Origin of the sequence: Marinobacterium aestuarii (assembly GCF_001651805.1) — a bacterium.
Taxonomy (GTDB): Bacteria; Pseudomonadota; Gammaproteobacteria; order Pseudomonadales; family Balneatricaceae; genus Marinobacterium_A; species Marinobacterium_A aestuarii.
This window is the reverse complement of record NZ_CP015839.1, coordinates 2,302,395-2,323,654: the sequence shown is the minus strand read 5'-3', so window position 1 is coordinate 2,323,654 and position 21,260 is coordinate 2,302,395. Positions and strand designations below refer to the sequence as shown.

Below are 21,260 nucleotides of genomic sequence, written 5' to 3'. Positions count from 1 at the left end.
ACAGATGACACCTCACAACAATTACAACGAGGCCTTTTCCATGCGTGCACTGAAAAAACTGCTTTTGATCTCGGCACTCAGCTCAGCCGCCCTGCTCAGCGGCCCCCAAAGCGCCCAGGCGGGCGAGCCCGCCGCCGATAACCCTGACAACTGGCCGCAGTACCACCGCACCTCCAATGCCTGGCGCTACAGCCCGCTGGACCAGATCAGCCCCGACAATATCAAGAACCTCAAGGTCGCCTGGATTCATCAGCCCGGTGATATTCAGATGGGACTGCAGGCCACTCCCATAGTGATTGACGGCATCGTCTATTACATAGGCCCCAACAACAATGTGTTTGCCGTGGAGGCCGCCAGCGGCAAACAGATCTGGCACTACCAGCCGGATCTCGATGACGTGGCCTATGAGGTGTTTTACGTTGCCGCCAGCCGCGGTGTCACCCTGGGGCACGGCAATGTCTATATAGGCTCGCTGGACGGGCGTTTTATCGCCCTGGACCAGAAAACCGGCAAGGAAAAGTGGTCCACCCAGATCACCCAGCCACGGGAATGCTATGGCTGCCTGTTCTCATCGCCGCCGCAACTGGCCGGCGACATACTGTTTGGCGGCACCACCGGCGGCGATCAGCCCACCCAGGGCAAAATCTACGCGGTTAACGCCATCACCGGTGAAAAGGCCTGGACCTTCGATATCCTCGACAAGGACAACCCCGCAAGCTGGCCCGGTGACTCCGGCGAAGTCGGCGGCAGCGGCGCCTGGTTGCCGGGTACCTACGATGAGGAAAGCGACACCATCTTTATCGGCACGGCCAATGCGGCACCGGACTTTTACGGCGCCGAACGCGAGGGGGACAACAAGCACAGCGCCAGCGTGCTGGCGCTGTCACCCAAGGATGGCTCGCTCAAGTGGGCCTACCAGGAAATCCCCCATGATGTGTGGGATTTTGATTCCGCCTACGAAGTCATCAGTCTGAAGCGTGACGGCAAGGATTTGCTGGTACACCTCAACAAGAGCGGCTTCGTGTTTGTGCTGGAAAAAGACACCGGCAGCCTGGAAAACGTCTGGCCGCTGGCGCAAAACATCAACTTTGTTGAGAGCATCGACACGAAAACCGGTGCCCTGATCGGCCGCCTGGACATGCCCGAAGGCGAAGAAACCACCGTCTGCCCTTACCTGCTGGGGGCGCGCAGCTGGAATCACGGCGCCTACAACCCCGATACCGGCCTCTGGTACACCAATGCCATGGAAGTCTGCAACCAGGTGGTACCGGCACAGCAGGAACACGAAAGCGTGGGCATTGCCGGCCTCTACCTGGGTGTCAGCAAACTGGTAGCGGTACCACCGCCAGGCGGCAAGGCCTCTGCGCGCCTGGACGCCCGCGACCCCATTAGCGGCGAGCTGAAGTGGACCGTCGACTACCCGCTGCCGGGCCTTGGCAGCGTGCTGACCACCGGCGGCAACCTGGTGTTTAACGGCGACCCCCGCGGCGTTATCCATGCCTATAACGCTCAGAACGGCGACGAAGTATGGAACTTCAACGCGGGTTCAGGCCTGCGCGGCGGTATCGTCAGCTATGCCGTGGATGGCAAGCAGTACATTCTCGCCGCCACCGGTTTTGGCTCCCATGCGCCTGGCTTCATGGCCAGCGCCTTCCCCGAGGTAAGCGGCCTGCCAGGCGGTGCCGCCCTGGTGGCCTTCACCCTCGCCGACTAGCACCCACTAAGGGACTCATCAACCTCTACGCCACCCGGGGGCCTGGCTCCCGGGTACGGCTGTACTTTCGGAACACCACTATGTCTTCTAACGCTCTCAATACCTTCAACAGATTAAAGGCAACAGCACTCTGGCTATCGCTGTCACTGTTGCCGGCGACCAGTTTCGCCGTCGCACCGCCGGCCGATACAGGCAACACCCACCCAGCCGCCGGCGCATCGTCCAAGGCCTCTACTGCAAGCGCCGATGCCGCTGCCAAAACCCAGGTGTTTGACGACCTCGACCAGTCCGTCGCCAAAGGCGAAAAGCGCTTCAACCAGGCCTGCGTTTACTGCCACGGCAACCGCGGCTCAGGCGGCAAGGCGAAAAAACTGCAGGGGCGCAATTTCGACGCCGACTACCTGTTCAAGACCATCACCAAGGGCAAGCGCCGTGGTGCCCTGGTCATGCCGCCCTGGGAAAAAACCTTTTCAGATCAGGAACGCTGGGAACTGGTGACTTTCATTCTGTCGCTGAGCCCGCCAGGCAACCAGAAGTAAGAAGTCCGCACCGACAATTTTCCCTCGGCTCTCCCATGATCGATACGCAACAGGGACACTCACCATGACCATAGCGCGACTGCGCCCATCGCTCCTGCTGGGGCTGGCGATACTAACCTTTGCAGGCACCGGCGCCCGGGCGGCGAGCCTGGATCATATTCAGGCCAGCCAGCAGCTGGAGCTCTGCGCTCACCCCGATATGCTGCCCTTTTCCAAACAGTCAGAGCCGCCGTCTGGCTTTCAGGTCGAGCTGGCCCAGGCACTGGCTGACAGGCTCGGCGTCGAGCTGGACATTTCCTGGATCATCAGCCGGCGCAGCGCCAGCAAAACCGGCTGCGATCTATACGCCGGCGTCGCCCGCATCGATGACGCGCCATCCAAGTACCTCAAACTGACCGATGCCTTTATGCGCATGGAATCCGTGCTGGTAACCGCTGCGCACAGGCCTGCCCTGCACTCCATCACCGACCTGCAGGGCATGACCGTGGGTGTGGCGCCGGGCAGCGTTGCGGCGCACCGGCTGAATCAGCAGGGCATCCGCACCTCCACGCGTTTTCTGGATGAAAGCAAACGCCTGCAGGCACTGCTCAATCACGCAATAGACGCAGCCGTGGTCACCCAGCTATCCGCCGGCTGGCTGCAACAGCAGTTACAACAGCAGCAAGAGGATGATGAGAAGAGAGCGGAGAATGAGAAACACAGCGCACTGAACATTTTGGATGCTGAACAGCTGCTTGGCGCCAGGCTGAACTACGACTATGCCCTGGGGCTGCGCAAAGCCGACCAGAGCACGCTGGAGCATTTCAACGCCCTGCTGGCGGAGATGAAAGCCGATGGCAGCCTGGCCGGGCTGTTGCGCCACTACGGGCTCGATGCCGCCGGCCATATTGCCCTAAGCTCTAAGCCAATCACAACTAACTAATAACTAATAACTAATAACTAATCACCACTTACGAATCACCAATAGCCGCCCCGGGCTCCACGAGCCCGGGGCTACGTCTTTATTTCATCATTGGTGCCTGCAGGGTCGGGTAGCCCTCGGTGAAGACCCAGTCATTCTGCTGCGCAGGTACATGGCAGCCCTTGCAGGTCTCGGTAAAGCTTGCCGACGCATTCACACTGGCATCGTCCGCCTTGAACAGCGCCCAGCCCCAGCCTTCGCCCCAGTGCGGAGTATCAAAGCGGGCCTGATTGTCCTTCACCATCACAAACCAGACCGCCGGATCCTTGGCCCAGAGCGCAGGGCCTGTAGTCTTGGCGCCGGATTCAATGGTGCGGATTTCCTTGATCAGTACGGCACCATCGGGAAAGACACCCTTTTCACGAAAAGACCTGGCGGCCTCTGCCTGAGTGTAGACATCATGAAAGCCGGCCCCCGGCGCTGTCGCCTCCGACACGACCCAGGACCCCAGATGGGTCCAGCCGAGACGAAAATCCTGCGGCAGTGAAATGCTGCCGCTGGCGTCGACATAACGACTGTAGGTTTCTTCTGCCAGTGACTGCGCCTGTGCTGCGGTGGAACCTGCCAGCAGGGCTGCCAGAGCGCCTGCTTTCAAAGCTCCCGTCATGCCGACCCTCAAGCCTGGCAACACCCGTTGCGTCATCATCCTGTTCATGCTGCACCTCCGATACATTGTTTTGGCTGTAGCCCCTAAGTGAACAAGGCAAGTGTGGACGACAAAGCGAGACTGCTGGTATCTTTTAGTCTCCATTATTTATCCAGGCGTATCTTTATGGACAGGCTTGCCGCCCTGCTGCAACATTTTCATTTGCGCGCGCGCATTTTCAACAGCGGCCCGCTGTGCGAAGCATCCCGTTACGACAGCACCGATGGCATAGGTCACATCCATCTGCTGAAAAAAGGCAGCCTGCGCCTGCAGGTCGATGGCGCCCCCGACCGCCTGGTGGCAGAGCCCAGCCTGATCTTCTTTTTGCAGCCCACCGGGCACAGCCTGGTACCGGGCACAGAAGGTGCCGAAACCCTGTGTGGCAATTTCAGTTTCGGCTCGGCCCGCAACCCGCTGTCCCGTGCGCTCAGCGGCCCAATACTGCTCGAGCTGGCACAGCTCGACGGCCTGAGTCGCACCCTGGAGTTGCTGTTTGACGAAGCCCTGATCGACCGTTGTGGCCGCCAGGCGGCGATGGACAGATTGTGCGAACTGCTGATCATCCAGCTGTTTCGCCACCTGATGGACAGTGATGAAATCGACGTCGGCCTGCTGGCGGGCCTGGCCGATCCGCGCCTGGCCCGCGCCCTGATCGCGCTGCACGATCAGCCCCAGGCACCCTGGACCCTGGCGCAAATGGCCTCGGAAGCCGGCATGTCCCGCGCCCGCTTTGCCGCCGCCTTTCGCGAGACCCTCGGGCAAACCCCTGGCGACTACCTCACCCAGTGGCGCATCAGCCTGGCCCAGTCATTGCTGCTGGAGGGGCGCCCCACCGATTGGGTTGCCCAGGCCGTGGGTTACAGCGGCCCACCAGCGCTGGCCAAGGTGTTCCGCCAGACCCTCGGGCTATCACCGACGCAGTGGCTGAAAAACAGCGACTGAAACCCGTTCTGTTGCCTCATCACATAAAGGCCCCGCCCCCGCACACAAGAAACAGCTCAAGCCCTGCCACAGACTGTCGCACAGACCGCTGCGACAGTCTGACCCCGGCGTAGCGCCACTGCGGCACTTCCCCCCTGCGAGTCCGAAAATTCAGCCCCTGAACATCTGCCCATGCCCACCTGAACAGCCTAGAAGGCCCGTAGTTTCTGGCTTTTCCAGTAATTCGCCCGACATAAAGACGGGCTGGCATCCAATTTGCTTTGTCTTGCTGGCAACCCCATAACCACAAGAAGGAAAATATTTATGGCTTCCCGTTATCGCAAGGCGCTCTCAGTGCTGCTACTCAGTTCTATCGGCGTGCTCAGCACCTTAGGCGCATCCGCCAATGCAGGCAGCACACCCGGCGTACGCGGCACCGATCATTTCGGCTTTACCGTACCGGACACCGATCAGGCGGTGAACTTTCTGGTGGATGTGATGGGCTGTCAGGCCTTTTTTACCATTGGCCCCTTCGGCCCCTTTGAAGACAACTGGATGCAGGACAATCTGGATGTAAACCCCCGCGCCGAAATTCCGGTGGCCCACCTGGTGCGTTGTGGCAACGGCACCAACTTCGAGATCTTCGAATACAGCTCGCCGGATCAGCGCAAGACACAGCCCAAAAACAGCGATATCGGCGGTCACCATATCGCCTTTTACGTCGATGATCTGGATGCCGCCATCGCCGCAATGAAGGCCGAGGGCGTGCGTTTTCTGGGCGAACCCCACCCCTTCACCGATGGCCCCCTGGCCGGCCTGACCTGGATCTACTTCATGTCACCCTGGGGCATGCAGATGGAGCTGGTCTCGGCGCCTGATGGCAAAGCCTACGAGAAAACCACCCCGGATCGTCTCTGGGATCCGCGCGGCTGATCGTACCTACACAACCGCCGCCCGCCGGGCGGCGTTTTCGGGAGTCTAGCGATCATGCATTCATTCACTGGCCGAATCAGATCCACACTGGCACCGACACTGGCGCTGTGTCTGCTGCTGGCCGCGACACAGGTCCAGGCCCACTTTCAGAATTTCCTTGCCCGCATCGTGCATATAGAAGCCCATATGGGCGGCACCCTGATCCATGCCCGCCTGCCCCTGGCATCGGTACTGCTCCCCAAAGACTGGAATCCACAGGAGCCGCTACGAGGCGTCCCCTATGTCGCCTCCAATAGCGCAGAGGACAGCCCCGATGCACTGCTGCTGGATACCCGCGCCCTGCAGGCGGCGCCACAACAGCTGGAAACACGGCTGGCCCAGGCGCTGCAGCTGCTAAGGCCCAGACCGCAAAACGCCAACACAAGGCCCATTGAGACCGCGCCTGTCATCAGTACCATCCGCATTCAGGCTGTAACCGAGCGCAGCCCTTTCACCCATCTGCCACAGATCCGCGCCGCCCTGAACCTGCCCCTGGATATCAGCCAGGCGCCCCGGGAGATGGCCGATGCCCTGGTGGATTTTCGTGCCTTTTACCCGGATATTCCGTTCAGCGATCTGATCGAAATCCGCAGCAGTCCGGCTGAGTGGGCCGATATTGCCGCCCGCTCGATCAATATCATTACGCTCTATGGCAGCGACACTGGCAGCAAGGGTCAGCGCACCCGCCTCACCTCGTCCGGCGTGCTGGCACAGCGCCTTGGCAGCGACAGCCAGCTTGAATGGCGCTTGCGCGACAGCCTGGGCTCGGGTTTTCACCATGTAATGATCGGGCTGGATCATGTGCTCTTCATGCTGATTCTGATTCTGGCGGCACGCCACTGGCGCGGCTTTGTGCGCAACTCCCTGGCCTTTACCCTCGGCCACTCCATCACCCTGGCCCTCGGTGCCGCGGGACTGGTCGCCCGCGCGCCCTGGTTTATACCCCTGATAGAAACCGGCATTGCGCTGTCGATACTCTACAGCGGTGCCTGTCTGCTGCTGGGCGCACAGCAACGCCTGCTGGCCGGACGGGTGTTCCTGATCGGCCTGCTGCACGGCCTGGGCTTTGCGTTCATGCTGCAGCAGGCCAGTGGCCAGGCCCCTGGCGACACGCTGCTGCTTTGGTTTGGTTTCAATCTTGGTGTTGAACTTGCGCAACTCTCGATCTATGCCCTGGCACTGCCGCTGTTCTGGCTGCTGGGGCGTTACTGGCCACCCCGGAGACTGCCGTTTCGCACCCTGCTGGCCACCCCCTGCGTACTGGCGGCACTGATCTGGTCGGGCCAGCGCAGCCTGGATCTGATCAATGTCATGGGCCAGCACCTGTCCTGAATACCCACCCACCAACAGGCACGCCGGTGTCAGACAACAGCTCTACAGGCCGGTTTGCTCAGGTATAACGCCGCCCCACCGCGCCCCACCGCGCCTCGCACAGCGCTCCCTTCGCTGCCACCGCGCACTGCTGCCCAGCGCCGTTACAGGCGCTGGCGCGGCGCCTGTAACTTGGCTATACTCGCCGCCGCGATACAGCGCTCCCTCCTGCATTGGCGCGGCAGGGCGGCCAGATCGCCCCTGATGACTCAACCGCAACACTGCTCGCGCGACCCGACATCCATCCAGTGGCGGAACCGGCGCTCTGCAGCCTGCGGGGCGGAGCCCTTCATGCCGGAGCTGGCGCCTGCGCGAACTTCGACAGATACTGCTTTTATGAACAACCGTTCTCATACCACCACAGTCCTGCGGGCGATGGTTCGCTTTTTCGTGCTGGCCATGGCCATGCTCTGGGTTCCCCTGGCCCTGACCCTGGACACAGGCCTGTTCCATGACAGGGTGTCAGAAACCAGCGTAACCGAACTGTCCCAGGAGCTTCTGCTGCTGGGGTCCACTGGACTCTTCTGGCACCTGTCGGCACGCCGCCCTTTCGGGCGGGGCTTCTATACGCTGGTCGCGGGCTTTTTCAGCTGCATGTTCATCCGCGAGCAAGACGCGGTTTTCGACCTCATCAGCCATGGTTTCTGGGTCTATCCCGCCCTGCTGGTAACCGCGATTACCCTCACGCTCGCCGCCTTCCAGCGCAAGACCATCTTGCCGGCAATGGCGGCGGCAACACACTCAGTCCCCTTCACCCACATCATGATCGGCCTCGCCATTCTGCTGTTTTTCAGCCGCGTTCTGGGCACCGGTTCCGTGTGGGAACTGGTCCTGCCCGCCCCGCATCACTCACTGGTTAAAAACATGGTGCAGGAAGGACTGGAACTGCTGGGCTATATACTGATTTTCTACGGCACCCTGCTGTTCCGGCGCAGCAGCAAGCTCGATCCCCGTTAGGCTGCTGATCTGTAATAGCCGCACTTAAAAGCCCGGCGCTTGAGCGCTCTTGCCTGACAGGCACCGCCCTGTGCGCCATTGCGACAGCAACCCCCCGCCTTGCTGTCGACGCCGGTGTTTATTGGGTACACTGGCCGCGATGCCCCCGATGTACGGAGTTGCCCATCCCATGTCTGCCGTCGCCACGGTCATGGTCGTCGACGACGACGAACTGACCCGCCAGTGCCTGTCGAGCTACTTCGAGAACGAAGGCTTTCGGGTGTTCTGTGCCAGCAACGCCGAAGACGCTGAAACCCTGCTCAGTGAAGAAAGTATCGAGCTGGTGCTGCTGGATATCCGCCTGCCCGGCAAGGACGGCCTGACCCTGACCCGCGAGCTGCGCGTCGGCTCCGAGATTGGCATCATTCTGGTCACCGGCCGGGACGACGATATAGACCGGCTGATCGGGCTCGAATGTGGCGCCGATGACTATGTCACCAAGCCCTTCAACCCCCGCGAAATCCTGGCCCGGGGCAAGAACCTGATCCGCCGCGTGCGCCGCTGCCAGCAGCCACTGGCCGGCGCCAAACCCAGCGCCAATCTGAGAAAGTTCGACCGCTGGACCCTCAACATGGACAGCCGCCAGCTCAGCGACGAGCAGCACAACAGTGCCCCGCTCACCGAAGGCGAGTTTCAGCTGCTGACCACCCTGATGCGCCACGCCGGCCAGACCCTGAGCCGCGACCAGTTGATGGACCGGATGCGCAACCGCCAGTGGGCACCCAGTGACCGCACCATCGATGTGCTGATCGGCCGGCTAAGGCGCAAGCTGCAGGACAACCCCGCCGACCCGCGCCTTATCCTCACGGTGCATGGCGCCGGTTACCTGTTCACACCCCAGAGCACCGATTGCAGCTGATGCGGGCCTTCCCCATCCTGCTGGCCTGGCTTGTGCTCGCAGGATCTGCGCGGGCGGCCGAGCCGCTCGTCGCCTGTGGCCACCCGATCTACCCGCCGCTGTCCTGGGACCAGAACGGCCAGCTAACCGGCGTGGCACCCGATGTGGTGCAGCGCCTGTTTGGCGAGCTGGGTTACAGCGTGCAGCTGGATGTACGCGGCAACTGGAAGCGCTGCCTGCGCGAGGCTCGCGAAGGTCAGGTCGATATTGTGGTCAGCGCCTATATCACCGATGAGCGGCGGGAATACCTCAGCTATGCCAGCGAATACGTGGTCAACGACCCGGTGGCGGTCTTTGTTAACCGCCAGCACAGCTTTCCCTTTCAGCAGCTGGATGACCTGAAAGACAAAACCGCAGGCCTGCTGCTGGGCGACAGCTTTGGTGACCGTTTCGACCGTTATGTGCGCCGCGAAGGCCATATCGAATGGGTCTCCAGGGGCGAGCAGAACTTTGCCAAGCTGGCACTGGGGCGCATCGACTACATGCCGCTGGGGCGTGAAACCGGCCGCCTGCAAAGCCTCAGACTCAAACTGCACGGCATCATTGAGCCGCTGCCAGGCGCCCTGACCACCGAGCATTACTACATTGCGGTGCGCCGCGCAGGCGCGCTTGAAGCGCACCTGGCCTACATCAACCAGCGCCTGCGCGAACTGCACGCCGATGGCACCCTGGCGCAATTGCAGACCCACTACAGCCAGCAGTATCTCAACGCCGACACCTCGAGTCCTGCACAGCCCAGCCAGGCCTCGCCCAGCCTAAAGGCCAGTCCCGATGAAACGCCCACGCCACCCGGCCCTTAACGGCCTGCTGCGCTACCCCCGCGAACACCCGCTGGGCTATCGCATGATGCTCTGTGTACTGGGCTGCAGTTTCGTGTTCATCCTGCTCTCCACCGCACTGCAGCTGAGCCTCGATTACCGTCGCGAAATGCAGGCCATCGAACAGCGCCTCGAACTGATTCGCAGCAGCTACCTGAGCTCCCTCGCCAAAAGCCTGTGGGATCTGGATGAAGCCCAGCTTCGCCTGCAGCTCAACGGCATCCTGACCCTGCCCGACACCGTACAGCTGCAGCTTGAAGACACAGGCCCCAGCTCTGATCTTGGCATGAACCGCAGTTCCACCCCCGTAACCGGCGCCCGCCTCAGGCACGAGTTCGTACTGGTACATACCCTGGCAAACGGCGAGCAGCGCGGGCTCGGGCGTCTGTACGTCAGCACCGACCTGCAGGCGGTCTATCAGCGGCTGTGGAACACAGGCCTGAACATCCTGTTCAGCCAGAGCGCGCTGGTACTGCTTATCACCCTGGCACTGCTGATTATCTTCCAGCGCCTGGTCACCCGGCACCTTGAAAGCATGGCGCGCTTCAGCCACCAGATCGGGGCCGGCGAACTCCAGAGCCCGCTGCAGCTGGCACGCCAGCAACCCGGCCGCGCCGACGAGCTGGACCAGCTGGTCAATGCCCTGAATGACATGCGCCTGGCCATTCGCCAGGATATAGACCGCCGCGAACAGGAACAGCAGGCACTGCGCTACAACCGTGACCAGCTCAAGGCCCTGGTGGACAAGCGCACCCGCAGCCTGCAAACCGCCAAGGACATCGCCGACGCCGCCAACCAGGCCAAGTCGCAGTTTCTGGCCACCATGAGCCACGAAATCCGCACCCCCATGAACGGCATGCTCGGCATGATTCAGCTGCTGCAGCACGCCAGTCTGGGCACCGCGGAACAGCAGCAGCTTGATGTGCTGCACCAGTCCACCGAAGCCCTGCTCGCAACCCTTAACGCTGTGCTGGACTATGCCCGGCTGGAAAACGGCGTGCAGATTCCGCCGCCGCGGGACTTCTCACTGCGCCAGCTGATCGACACCCAGGTGCGGCTGATGTCGGCCCGGGCCGAGCAGCAGGGCCTGCAACTGAGCGTGCAGCTGGACGCCAATCTGCACGACGCCTGCCACGGCAGCGAAACCGGCCTGCGCCAGATTCTCGCCAACCTGCTGAGCAATGCCATCAAGTTCACCCGCCAGGGCCAGGTCAGCCTGGCGGTACACCGGCTTGAGAGCCCGCCGGGTAAACAGCGGCTGCAGTTTCGCATTGCCGATACCGGCATCGGCATTCCCCGCGACATGCAGCAGCATATCTTTGAGCGCTTTACCCAGGCCGACGACAGCATTACCCGCAGCTTTGGCGGCACCGGCCTTGGCCTTGCGATCTGTCGCCAGCTGGCCGAGGCCCTGGGGGGCGACATAGGCGTAGAGAGCGAGGTAGGCACGGGCAGCACCTTCTGGTTTGAACTCAGTCTTGACTGCCTGGCACTGCTGCCGCAGGTACCGCGCATTGAGAGCCCAAGGCTAGAGAGCCTCAGCCTGCTGCTGGTCGAGGACATGGCCATCAACCAGCAGGTTGTCACCGCCCTGCTGGAGCGCCACGATCACCTGGTGACGCTCTGTGAAGACGGTCACCAGGCCATCGCCTGCTGCAAGCAGCAGCGCTTTGATGCCATTCTGATGGACATGCACCTGCCACACCTGAGCGGGCTCGATGCCAGCCGCGAGATCCAGCATCAGACGGACTCCCTCAACCGCGATACACCCATCATTGCCCTCACCGCCAGCGTGGGGCCCGAAGACATTCGCCGCTATCTGGCCCAGGGGCTGCGCGATGTAGTCGCCAAACCCGTGCACTGGGAGCAGCTGCACCGGGCGCTGCATGGCGCCTGTCAGGCCCATGCAGCCCTGACCTCGCAGACAAGCGGCGAAACGCGCTTTGAGACGCTGGCGCCAGGCTTCAAGCCGGCGCTCAGCTCGAGCCTGAAAACAGATAAGACTGAGCCGCCGTTGCTGGATAGCCAGCTGCTGCAGGTGCATCGGCAGGTGCTGGGCGACGACAAGCTGCGTGCCCTCTTTGGGCTTTTCTGCACCAGCTACGCTGAGCTTGAGCCCCAGTTGCAGCAGGCCATTGCCACCGCTGACCCCTTCGAAGCCGCATCCCTGGCCCACCGTCTGGCCGGCAGCTGCGATACCCTGGGCCTGGCCCGCGCTGCCAGAGGGCTGCACGCCCTTGAACGGCTGGCGGAACAGGCGCAGAGTGACCCGCCGCAGCACCAGCAACGGCTGCAACAGGCGTGGGCCCAGCTAAGCCCCGTGCTGCAGCAAAGCCTGGCAGACGCAAAAAAGCGGGCCGGTGATTAACCGGGCCCGCTTTATGTAACAGCTTTCAAACTTTTAAGCTTTCAACAGATCAACTCCTGGCGGGCGCTGCGCCTTGGGCGTTGGCAGCTGAAGCCGATACCGCAGCATCATCGCCGTCAGTGTCGTACAGAATGGCTTCGGACTCGTCGTGCCAGCGCTGGCGCTCGGCCTTGGACGCCCTGGGTGAGAACCAGCCCAGGTAACCGTAGGCAATGCCCAGCAAGGGCGACAGCCAGCAGGCAAAGGCCAGCGGAATATAGAGCAGGTTTTCGATCTGGCCATCACTGATGCCAAGGCCCAGCGCCGTGATCACGAAGGCGCCACCGGCATTCCAGGGCACCAGCGGAGACACCAGGGTGCCACCTTCTTCCACCGCCCGGGACAGGTTCAGGGTCGAATAGCCCTTGCCACGGTAGGCCGGTGCAAACATGCGCCCCGGCAGCGCGATAGACAGGTAGGGATCGCCCGCCACCAGGTTAGTCGCCACCGCGGTACCGACGGCCGACGCCTGCAAGCTGCCAAAGCGTTTGGCGCGGCGCAAAATGGCGGTAATAATCACCTCCAGACAGCGGGTTTTCTCCAGTGCGCCGCCAAAGCCCAGCGCAATCATCACCAGGGTAATAACCCAGGTCATGGACTGGATACCGCCGCGGTTCAGCAGGCTGTCGATCTCACTGACGCCAGTTTCAAGCTTGTAGCCGTTCTGCATGTAACTGAAGACATCATGCAGACTCTGCCCCTGCATCACCATCGCGAGCGCGGCCCCCACCAGCGCTCCAGCAAAGAGTGACGGCAGGGCCGGCATTTTCATGACAGCCAGACCAAGTACCAGAATGGCCGGAATCAACAACACCCAGGACAGATCGAAATTCTGATCCAGTGTGGCGGTAATCAACTCGATCTTGCTGAAATCCACCGCCTCGTTACCGATGACGTTAAAGCCCACCACCAGGTAGATCACGAAGGCGATCAACATGGCTGGCACCGTGGTCGGCAGCATGTTGCGGATATGATCGAACAGGTTAACCCCGGTCACGGCCGGCGCCAGGTTGGTGGTATCGGACAGCGGCGAGATCTTGTCGCCAAAGAAGGCGCCGGACACCACCGCGCCTGCAGTCCAGTACATCGGAATATCAAAGCCCGCACCAATGCCCATCAGCGCAAGACCCACGGTGCCGGTGGTGCCCCAGGACGTACCCAGAGATACCGACACCACCGCACAGAGCAGCATGCCGGCGGCCAGGAAGATATCAGGCGTAAGCGCCTGCAGGCCGTAGTAAATCAGCAGCGGCACAGTACCACTGGCGATCCAGACGCCAACGATCATGCCGACCGTCATCAGAATGGCGATGGACGGCAACCCCACCCGCACCACGTGCAGAATGCCCTCTTCCATGTCCACCCAGCGATAACCCTGCATCCAGCCGATGGAGGCCGTGATCGCCAGGCCAATGGCCAGGGGAATATGGGGCGTGAAATCGCCAAAGTAAAACAGCTGCACGCCCAGCACAGCCAGCGTCAGCACTATGGGTAACAACGCAAGCACAAGGCCTGGTCGAGGTTTATTGTTATCGGTCATTCACCTTTCCTCTCAGTGTAAGGCCAGGAGCCAAGACGGCAGAGTGTGCCGCCCTGTCCCACAGCGCCCTGCATCTCGCAGGACTGAAAGTCAGGCTATCAAGCGCGTGTAAATGGCATACCGGATGGATGTTCGATCTTGTAAATGAAATAACAATGGGCTGTTTACATTTGCTCGGCCCCTGGCGCAAGCGCAGTGACCGGCAGCCGGGCCAGCTGCCGACGCTTCACCTCCTGCATTCATCCAAAAGCCCTATGGTAGCCAATCACCCCTTTGGGCACCGTGCCGCCTGCACGCAACACTTGAATAACAAAATATTCAGCCGGTACGCCGGGCAAGGTGAGATCAGGGTTGGCCTTGAAACCAAAGCGCCCGTAATATGCCGGCTCGCCCAGCAGTACGACACCGCCAGCCCCCCGCTTCTTCAATCTTTCCAGACCATTGCGTATCAGCTGGCTACCGATACCTTCTCCCTGACGTTCGGGCTTCACCGATACAGGGCCCAACCCAAACCAGTCAGAATCCCGGCCATTAATGGTGACAGGCGAAAAAGTTATCTGGCCGACAATGGCGCCGTCCTCTTCTGCTACCAGGGAAAGCGTCAGCGCACCGGGTTCGTGATGCGGGTGGTTTTCAAATGCCTGATAGGTCAGCGTCTCTATGGCTTCACCATCACCCGCCTTTTCTTCCCGTATGTTCATCCGGCTTCCGCTTTTTGCATTGCAAATACCGGGTAGCCATAGTTACCCAGGTGTTGCTGATGAATATTCAGCTCTTTCTCAATATCGCTCAGAACGTTTGAGTCAAAGTCCCGTCTGGAAAACTCTGCCAGCTTGGCACGGAGGAGTCACGGAGTCACATCAGACTTTTGCCTTCAGATGCAACTAAAGCAAAAGGCAAGACCACCGTCAGCTAATGGGTGACCCCATTCGCCCTGTTGGCTATAATTCGAGCGAAGCGAGATAGCCATCTCTATTTTTTCCTTGTTGAACAGCTTATTAGCCACATTTAGTCACATTCATACATATATTTCTGACTAGACAGCTATTATTACACTTAGGTTCAGCCATTTATATTCTTATATGAAACAAAACTTTTAACCCGTGAGTCCGTATATTTATTACTTAACCCTAATCTACGGCAAAGTTCTTTATAGTGCTTAGGATCAATGCCACCATCAAATACCCACTGACTTGAAGAATTTTCCATTTCCAGTTTTCCTGCTAAATTTTGATACTTATCACCCAATCTATTTTTAACAATATAATTTGAAACTTCGTGTGATTTTGTAAGCCTCACCTCAAGATTTTCGACTTCATTAACTAATAGCTCAAATTCAAACAAGGCAGGATTAGCAATAGCACGTTCCCATTTTACTACCGCCGAGTCACGCTCTCTTTTGATTTGTTCTAATTGTTTTTTGAACGATCTCAATTCATCACGCAAATCTTCGCATTCTTTTTTTGTTACTTCATGCAACTCTTTCGGTACAGTTCTCAGCATACTAAGACGGTTTTGTTCTTCGATAATTTTAAGATTCTCACTTTCTCTTTGTTTTATATTTCTTTGTGAGTTTAAATGTTCAATATCCAAGTCGAATGTTGCTGATGCCAACTCCAACCATTTAGGGGTACTATTTGATATATCTAGCCAGTATGACTCTAACTTAGATGTAAATATTTCAAGGTCATTTATTTGTTCAATAATATCGGATTCTCTAATAGTGGTTGTGACCTCAAAACCTTTTTTTCCCTTTATAAAATCGAACCAAAAGTAATAAGAATTATCGTAATCATCTGATTTTAACTTATTTACAAGAGATTTATTTTTGATTGTTGATATATGAAAGAAAATTGATTCAACTCGTTTATCATGCATGAACACAGGTTTAATAAACCCAAACCCCTTATCACTCAGATACTTATCTACTTTACCTAAAGCTAATGACATATATTACCTTTATAACTTATCTATAAATTAAAACTAAACATTACGACTATATGCATAAAATTCGATACAATATTTGCAATATTTGGGGTCAGAGTAAATACTTTTTAAGAGACCCTCAATAGATGTTTGTTGCCGCATTCATCGGCGGTCAACGGACCGGAAATGCGAAGCGGGCAGATCGAATTGTTGAAAAACAAGCATGAGCAAAAAGCCTAGAGCTTTTTAATGCCTATTGACGTGGGGACGGCTCATAGGTGTTATGTAATTCTGTGTTTGTATGAGTCACTTACCTGCCTGAAAAATGACTCTCTAAGCTCTTTGATTTCAGACTTTGCGGTCTCCATTTCGGCCTCAGTCATTTTCATGTTCTCGCAGTAAAAGGTACGCCGAAATTTAATTACCTTTTCCGCATAAGCACGAAGTGCTTCATAAGCCCTACTCTCGCCGACCAAGAGCAGTTTCGCTTCGGCTGACGTGACAGCCTTGAAGGCATGGAATAGCTCTTCTTTTACTTTTTCGAGCTCTTCCTTTCGTGTCTCGGGCCACTGATTATTGCCGTTTTTGTATCGCAGCCATTCAACCACTAGCGCCCAGTACTTGAGGTAGACATGATTCACCGACTCAAGGTTATCAGCAACTTCTTCCAAAATGGAGCGATACCTTTGCCTGTATTCTTTTTCTGCGTCGGCGCTGTTCTTCAGTTTCGTTACCCAATAGGTACTGACGCCACTGATGAGCGCGCCTATGCCGATCTTTACTGCTGTGTCCACGACATCGAGAATCGTTTTATCAGGCATACTTACTCACATAACGCCGTGGTTTGGGGCTGGAACGAAGCGCAGCGCAGTGGAGGTTCCAGCCGCGACAGCGGCGAACAACACCACTTTGTTATGCGCAAATTCTCTCATAGCTTGAGTACTCTCCGGACAGCTTCAATAGAAACAGCGGATACTATGGCTGCTTGGATATCAGCAGTCGCTAAAACAAGCAAATCTAGTACTAAATTGACACATATCCATACCAAAATATAAGCTCTCCTAAATGCGATAGTTTGATAAAGCAATTCATGCCTCATTCCAAATCGAACTCTATTGAGTAGGAGAGAACCATCTTCTTGAACAAGCTCTGCTTCATCGAAGTCCGATTCAGGCTGAAGAAACAAATACTGCTTAAAATACTTATAGTAAAGAACTTGATAAAGTCGTTTTCTTAGTAGGTTTGTAAACAGTCCTGCAGGGACGAGATTACTTACATGTAAGAAATGTCCTACCTTCTCAATCTTTCCCTCATTATAAGCAGAAGTAATTATAAGCTGCTCTAATATTTCCGCGCCAAAAAATATCTCTATTACAGTCAAAACTATCCAATCAGAAAGCGTTATCTCTTGTACTCGCTCACCGCGTCGAAAAACCAAGCTAAAATAAGAGACCGGAGTCTTTGGATCATTGTCTCTTATTTCTCTCACAAATTCACTCCTGCCTAATTCGCATAACAGTCTGTTAATGAGGCCTTCGCCCTCATAATAATTATTAGAAAGTATACCTTTTAATTTTCCCCATCAACCCCAGCATGGCATCTATCACATTGATTTTCATATAAAAACCACCCCCTTAAAGACGCTATTGAATGGCAAAAAAGGTATTTTTCTCGACAGCAGCCCGCCCAAAAGGTATCAGTGTAGACTTTCTGAAGATTTCAAGGACAAGGTCTCGGCAATCCGTGCAGGCTGTCTGGGGATACTGGCCTGCGGGGCCATTTGCACTACATAGGGTCCTGTACTCGATACCTCTGTTGCCCTGCCCTGCCCTGCTCTTCCCTTCTCTTCTCTTCTTAACGGTCTGAACGAACTGAAAAACCACGCTACCGCCCTAACGATGACGAAATACGGACTGCCTGCGATGTAGGCAGAGCCAGGAAGAACGGAGAGATTGAGATTGGGGAGGGAGAATTCACCCAGCCTGGCTTCCGTTGCTCAGCTGACGATTGTGCTTTTATGACGATCAAATCATGCACCAATACACAGGGCAAACGCATGATCACATTTTGATCTCCCCAAGCACTTTGAGCATGTAGTCGAGGTCCCAGCCACAGGCTTTGCGCTTGTTCTTGATGCCCACCTTGTGCGTCGTATCCTGCTTGAGAAGATTCAAGACGATTTGCCGGGCCGTCGCCAAATTTTCGGCGGCAAAGCCTTGGCGGGCACGAGAGCGGTCTTCGTCGAAGGCTACATCCAGCACCCAGTGCAGACAGTTTTCGACCTGCCAGTGCTCGCGAGTAGCGGCCAAGACCTCCTGGGCCGTCAACGTGCGGCTGGAGATGTAATAACGGATCATGGTGTCACCCTTGCGAGCGTCCTGGCGGTCCAACTGCACGGCCGCCACCGTCTTGGCCTGCCAGCGCTTCGCGGTGGCCAGTGCCGACGGCTCGTTCAGAACCCAACAGCGACGGTGTTCCTGGCGGCCGTGCTGATGCTCTGCTCGCTCGGCAAACACGGGGCCCGGCGCGTCTTCAGGGGTGTTTTCCCAGTACCGATCGAAGTACTCGGCCACCTCTTTATGCAGACTCTTCTGGTTGGCTTTGACCGCCAGCAGATAGTCGGCACCGCGCTTGAGGATGCTATCGGCGATGCGCTTCTGGCACCCCATCGCATCCAGGGTGACCAAGCACCCTTGAAGCTCCAGCAACGCCAACAATTTGGGGATAGCGGTGATCTCATTGGACTTACCGTCCACTTTGTATTGCCCCACCGCCATGCCCAGGTCGGTGGACCAGGCATTGACCATATGAATGGCGTCCTTGCCCTTGTTCCAGGCGGATCCTTTGACCGTCTTGCCATCGATAGCGACAGTGCCTGACAGACCGCTACCCACCATCACGTCCTGGACCCAGGTAATGAACAGGGTTCGGAAAGCTTTCGGGTCCAACAGGCTGAACATGCGATTGAAGGTATCGTGGGAGGGAATACCACCAGGCAACGTCAGGTGCTGACGGAACCAGCCCTCTCGAGTCTGGGCAAACAGGGCGATAGAGTTCCAGTCGTCGGCCCCACAGAGGATTCCGCAGATACTCATAAACATAACTTCGGCAAAATTGTGAGTGCATTTTGCGCTTTGTCGAGGGTCTTCAATCTCTTGGAGATGGCTGAGCAGAGAACGCTTTGACATAGGGTATTCGCGCCTGTCCTATGATGGAAATTCTCTGAATACCAGCCGGGCTTGTCGGTTGCAAGAGAGAAGTAAGATCCGTGCTGCGCTGTGCAAAAAACGTTCATGCGTTTGCCCTGCACCAATACACCGTTGGTGCTCGAAGCATGATGCCGAAAGCAGGGGCAACGAGCAAGGGGCTAGACGAAAGGTTAAAAAGCAACAGCTGATTCGTGATTAATCATGGCGGCCGGTACATTTCAGCACCACCGGCATAACAGAGCGGCTTCGATCCCCCTCAGCGGCCGACGAGCACCGGGACTATGCTCCGATCAGACCCGAAGGGGTGAGGCAGGGACTGCCGAGCCGTCGATTGGGGACATGGATGTCCCCTGAGCGACGTCCGGGGCATCGTTCCGGCGCACAGTGTAGCCGAAGGCCGGCTGATGGGTGGCGCGCTTCCTTTGCCTACTTTCCTTGTCGCGTAACAAGGAAAGTGGGTCGCCGAGAGGCGAAACACAGACTCTCAGAGAACCTCAAGGCTATCCGTCCACACAGCCAGTTATATAGTCCCACCGTATACTTGTCATCCACGACCATATAGCGCGAGTATGTCTCGGGGTCAGATTTTGCCTATTGCCCTCAGATGAAACTATAGCAAAAGGCAAGACCTGACCCCATTCGCCTTTTTGGGTCAAGTGCTTACTCTTATTATCAGTTAAGTTCTTCAATCCAGTAATCCCCAGCATAGTAGTGAGGAAATGGATTAATATTACCTTCTTTAAGGTTACGTATAATATTATCTAGAATAGTACCCGCCATATTGCTAAGAAAGCTTGCTGGATAGACAAGCTCAATCCGCATAGGAATAGTTGATTGTACTTCATCAGGCTTCAAAATTACTTGGTAAAAAGGCTCTTTAGGATCAGAAGGTAAAATCTCATCTGCTCTAGATTGAAATTGATGAACAAGTGCATTTCTCATCTTATAGAGGAGATTGCTGTGAGTGAATAAGTCAATTGAGAGATCAATACCCGACTCCTTATCCTTCTTCCAGCTAATACGCTTAATATCCGTATCGCTTAGCCTTGGATCTTCAGAAATGAGGATATTCTCATTTTGCCTTTCTCTCCAACGATCTAACACCGGTCTTACATATTTTCTAACATCACTCAATGATGGATGAGGATTACTATAAACGTATTTTCCCAAATGAGTTATACTAACTCTATCTCGATCATCCCAGTGCGAGAATCTTTCAACAGTTGATATAAAACGATCACGATTGCCCTTTCTAGGGAAAACACATGCAGCAAGGGAATCAATAAAGGATACATATATTATCTTTTTGAAAAGGGCGCTATCATTACCTGTCATTTCCTCTACAGAGCACAGCTTTGATTTCAAAAATCGCTCAAAATTCTCTATATTTCCAGAGTAATCTTTAATAATCATAAACTATCGCTCCGATGTACTGATAACGCTGAACTCAGCCGCGCGCTTTAGCGCGTCGGCTGCAGTGACTTGTTAAAAACTACGCTTTCATGGAGTTCCTCTCAACCGCTCGACTACTGCAACAGCCTCAGAATGATTTTCTTTAAAGAAATAGCTCGCAAACGAATATGCATCCTGCCAGTTAGGATGCGCCAGCTCAAACTTTCTGATCTTGTCTAAAAGCTCATTGATAACTTGATCCGAAGATGTTGATTCTTGAATAACTCTATCCAGAACCATTGATTGAAGAGTGACCTGTAGCATTCCCAAGAACTTAGAGTATGACTGCTGCCCTTTGTCACGACCAAAAAAAGTTTTTTTGCCTGAATTCTTTGTTACCGCAGCCATTGCCATAACTAGTTTTGTGAGGGCATTGTATGTATGCGGCGAATGGAGACGCAATTGCTCCTGAAATAATTGATTACCAGCCATAAAATTACCTCCATGTCTATTTTTAACGTCTGTAACAGCGGCCGAGCGTAGCGAGGTCCAGGCCCGCAGGGCCGATGCTGCTTGCACTTGTTAACTGGCTACCAGCCCTTAAAGTCACCATTAAGATTGCGCGCAATCTCACCCAAGTCAGCTTCCCTATAATTAGGGCCGGGATACCCTTGCTTACAAGTACGGCAAGTCCAGTAATCCTCTCCATTATCTTGCAACCTAATCTGCTTTTCAGAACTGTCGTAACATTGTTGACAAAAAGGACCATCTCTCTCAGAACCATTTCCTTTCCAGTAAAATGGGGCTTCATAGACCAATTTGGACTTTTCAGATAAAGCCTTTTCCAGAGCCCTAACTTTTTCTTTCAGCTCTAAGTTTTCTTCTTGAAGTTCAAGAGCAGCCTCCCTCAACTCCATTATTTTCTCTTGAGCTTCAACCGTAGCTCCTTT

General features: G+C 56.2%; 20 protein-coding genes. 10 read left to right on the top strand and 10 right to left on the bottom strand.

The genetic code is table 11. The annotated features are described in order from the left end of the window. Window positions 1-40: 40 nt before the first annotated feature. The 3 genes from A8C75_RS10230 to A8C75_RS10220 all read left to right on the top strand — a co-directional run bounded on the left by A8C75_RS10230 (window position 41) and on the right by A8C75_RS10220 (window position 3,175). Entirely contained in the window at window positions 41-1,714 is a 1,674-nt protein-coding gene (locus A8C75_RS10230) for a pyrroloquinoline quinone-dependent dehydrogenase (RefSeq protein WP_067387174.1), read from the top strand. 80 nt (window positions 1,715-1,794) lie between these two features. Next, window positions 1,795-2,253: a c-type cytochrome gene (locus tag A8C75_RS10225; protein ID WP_067381612.1), complete on the top strand. Its 459-nt coding sequence runs from the start codon at window positions 1,795-1,797 to the stop codon at window positions 2,251-2,253. 64 nt (window positions 2,254-2,317) lie between these two features. Continuing rightward, window positions 2,318-3,175, top strand: coding sequence for a substrate-binding periplasmic protein (locus tag A8C75_RS10220; RefSeq protein ID WP_067381609.1), 858 nt, complete (start codon window positions 2,318-2,320; stop codon window positions 3,173-3,175). A 79-nt stretch (window positions 3,176-3,254) separates the two neighbouring features. Here the strand turns inward: A8C75_RS10220 and A8C75_RS10215 are convergent, their stop codons facing one another. Then, window positions 3,255-3,869, bottom strand: a complete 615-nt coding sequence (locus A8C75_RS10215; RefSeq protein ID WP_084783953.1) for a cytochrome P460 family protein — start codon at window positions 3,867-3,869, stop codon at window positions 3,255-3,257. 117 nt (window positions 3,870-3,986) lie between these two features. Here A8C75_RS10215 and A8C75_RS10210 point away from each other — a divergent pair, with 117 nt between their 5' ends. The 7 genes from A8C75_RS10210 (at window position 3,987) to A8C75_RS10180 (ending at window position 12,204) form a co-directional block, all read left to right on the top strand. Next, window positions 3,987-4,802 carry an AraC family transcriptional regulator gene (locus tag A8C75_RS10210; protein ID WP_067381602.1) on the top strand — a complete coding sequence of 272 codons (816 nt, stop codon included), beginning with the start codon at window positions 3,987-3,989 and terminating at the stop codon, window positions 4,800-4,802. A 303-nt stretch (window positions 4,803-5,105) separates the two neighbouring features. Beyond that, a complete protein-coding gene (locus tag A8C75_RS10205; RefSeq protein ID WP_084783951.1) occupies window positions 5,106-5,714 on the top strand; it encodes a VOC family protein in 609 nt (202 codons plus the stop codon). Between the two features lie 54 nt (window positions 5,715-5,768). Next, window positions 5,769-7,085, top strand: a complete 1,317-nt coding sequence (locus A8C75_RS10200; protein ID WP_067381599.1) for a HupE/UreJ family protein — start codon at window positions 5,769-5,771, stop codon at window positions 7,083-7,085. Between the two features lie 375 nt (window positions 7,086-7,460). Then, window positions 7,461-8,081, top strand: a complete 621-nt coding sequence (locus tag A8C75_RS10195; protein WP_067381596.1) for a hypothetical protein — start codon at window positions 7,461-7,463, stop codon at window positions 8,079-8,081. A gap of 169 nt (window positions 8,082-8,250) precedes the next feature. Beyond that, on the top strand, window positions 8,251-8,979 hold the full coding sequence (locus tag A8C75_RS10190) for a response regulator (protein WP_067381593.1): 729 nt from the start codon (window positions 8,251-8,253) through the stop codon (window positions 8,977-8,979). Next, window positions 8,979-9,818 carry a substrate-binding periplasmic protein gene (locus A8C75_RS10185; RefSeq protein WP_227820011.1) on the top strand — a complete coding sequence of 280 codons (840 nt, stop codon included), beginning with the start codon at window positions 8,979-8,981 and terminating at the stop codon, window positions 9,816-9,818. The genes A8C75_RS10190 and A8C75_RS10185 overlap by 1 nt, the downstream gene beginning before the upstream one ends. Then, the gene (locus A8C75_RS10180; RefSeq protein WP_084783949.1) at window positions 9,790-12,204 is read left to right on the top strand and encodes an ATP-binding protein; all 2,415 of its coding nucleotides are present in this window, start codon (window positions 9,790-9,792) and stop codon (window positions 12,202-12,204) included. The genes A8C75_RS10185 and A8C75_RS10180 overlap by 29 nt, the downstream gene beginning before the upstream one ends. Window positions 12,205-12,253: 49 nt before the next feature. On the opposite strand, the gene nhaC is transcribed toward A8C75_RS10180, so the two are convergent. From nhaC to A8C75_RS10145, 9 genes are all read right to left on the bottom strand, one after another. Continuing rightward, the gene (gene nhaC / locus A8C75_RS10175) at window positions 12,254-13,783 is read right to left on the bottom strand and encodes a Na+/H+ antiporter NhaC (protein ID WP_067381587.1); all 1,530 of its coding nucleotides are present in this window, start codon (window positions 13,781-13,783) and stop codon (window positions 12,254-12,256) included. Window positions 13,784-14,022: 239 nt separating this feature from the next. Further along, the gene (locus A8C75_RS10170) at window positions 14,023-14,484 is read right to left on the bottom strand and encodes a GNAT family N-acetyltransferase (protein WP_067381584.1); all 462 of its coding nucleotides are present in this window, start codon (window positions 14,482-14,484) and stop codon (window positions 14,023-14,025) included. A 361-nt stretch (window positions 14,485-14,845) separates the two neighbouring features. Next, window positions 14,846-15,733 (bottom strand): S1 domain-containing protein, encoded by an 888-nt coding sequence (locus A8C75_RS23335; protein ID WP_120785181.1) that lies wholly within the window; start codon window positions 15,731-15,733, stop codon window positions 14,846-14,848. Window positions 15,734-15,990: 257 nt separating this feature from the next. Then, on the bottom strand, window positions 15,991-16,530 hold the full coding sequence (locus tag A8C75_RS10165) for a hypothetical protein (protein WP_067381580.1): 540 nt from the start codon (window positions 16,528-16,530) through the stop codon (window positions 15,991-15,993). 107 nt (window positions 16,531-16,637) lie between these two features. After that, a complete protein-coding gene (locus A8C75_RS10160; protein WP_067381576.1) occupies window positions 16,638-17,198 on the bottom strand; it encodes a hypothetical protein in 561 nt (186 codons plus the stop codon). Window positions 17,199-17,769: 571 nt separating this feature from the next. Beyond that, the gene (locus A8C75_RS10155; protein ID WP_067381573.1) at window positions 17,770-18,897 is read right to left on the bottom strand and encodes an ISAs1 family transposase; all 1,128 of its coding nucleotides are present in this window, start codon (window positions 18,895-18,897) and stop codon (window positions 17,770-17,772) included. A gap of 693 nt (window positions 18,898-19,590) precedes the next feature. Next, on the bottom strand, window positions 19,591-20,331 hold the full coding sequence (locus tag A8C75_RS23605) for a hypothetical protein (RefSeq protein WP_157890259.1): 741 nt from the start codon (window positions 20,329-20,331) through the stop codon (window positions 19,591-19,593). Window positions 20,332-20,418: 87 nt separating this feature from the next. Beyond that, window positions 20,419-20,802, bottom strand: coding sequence for a hypothetical protein (locus A8C75_RS10150; protein WP_067381570.1), 384 nt, complete (start codon window positions 20,800-20,802; stop codon window positions 20,419-20,421). Window positions 20,803-20,900: 98 nt separating this feature from the next. Then, window positions 20,901-21,227 carry a hypothetical protein gene (locus tag A8C75_RS10145; protein WP_067381567.1) on the bottom strand — a complete coding sequence of 109 codons (327 nt, stop codon included), beginning with the start codon at window positions 21,225-21,227 and terminating at the stop codon, window positions 20,901-20,903. Window positions 21,228-21,260 lie beyond the last annotated feature (33 nt).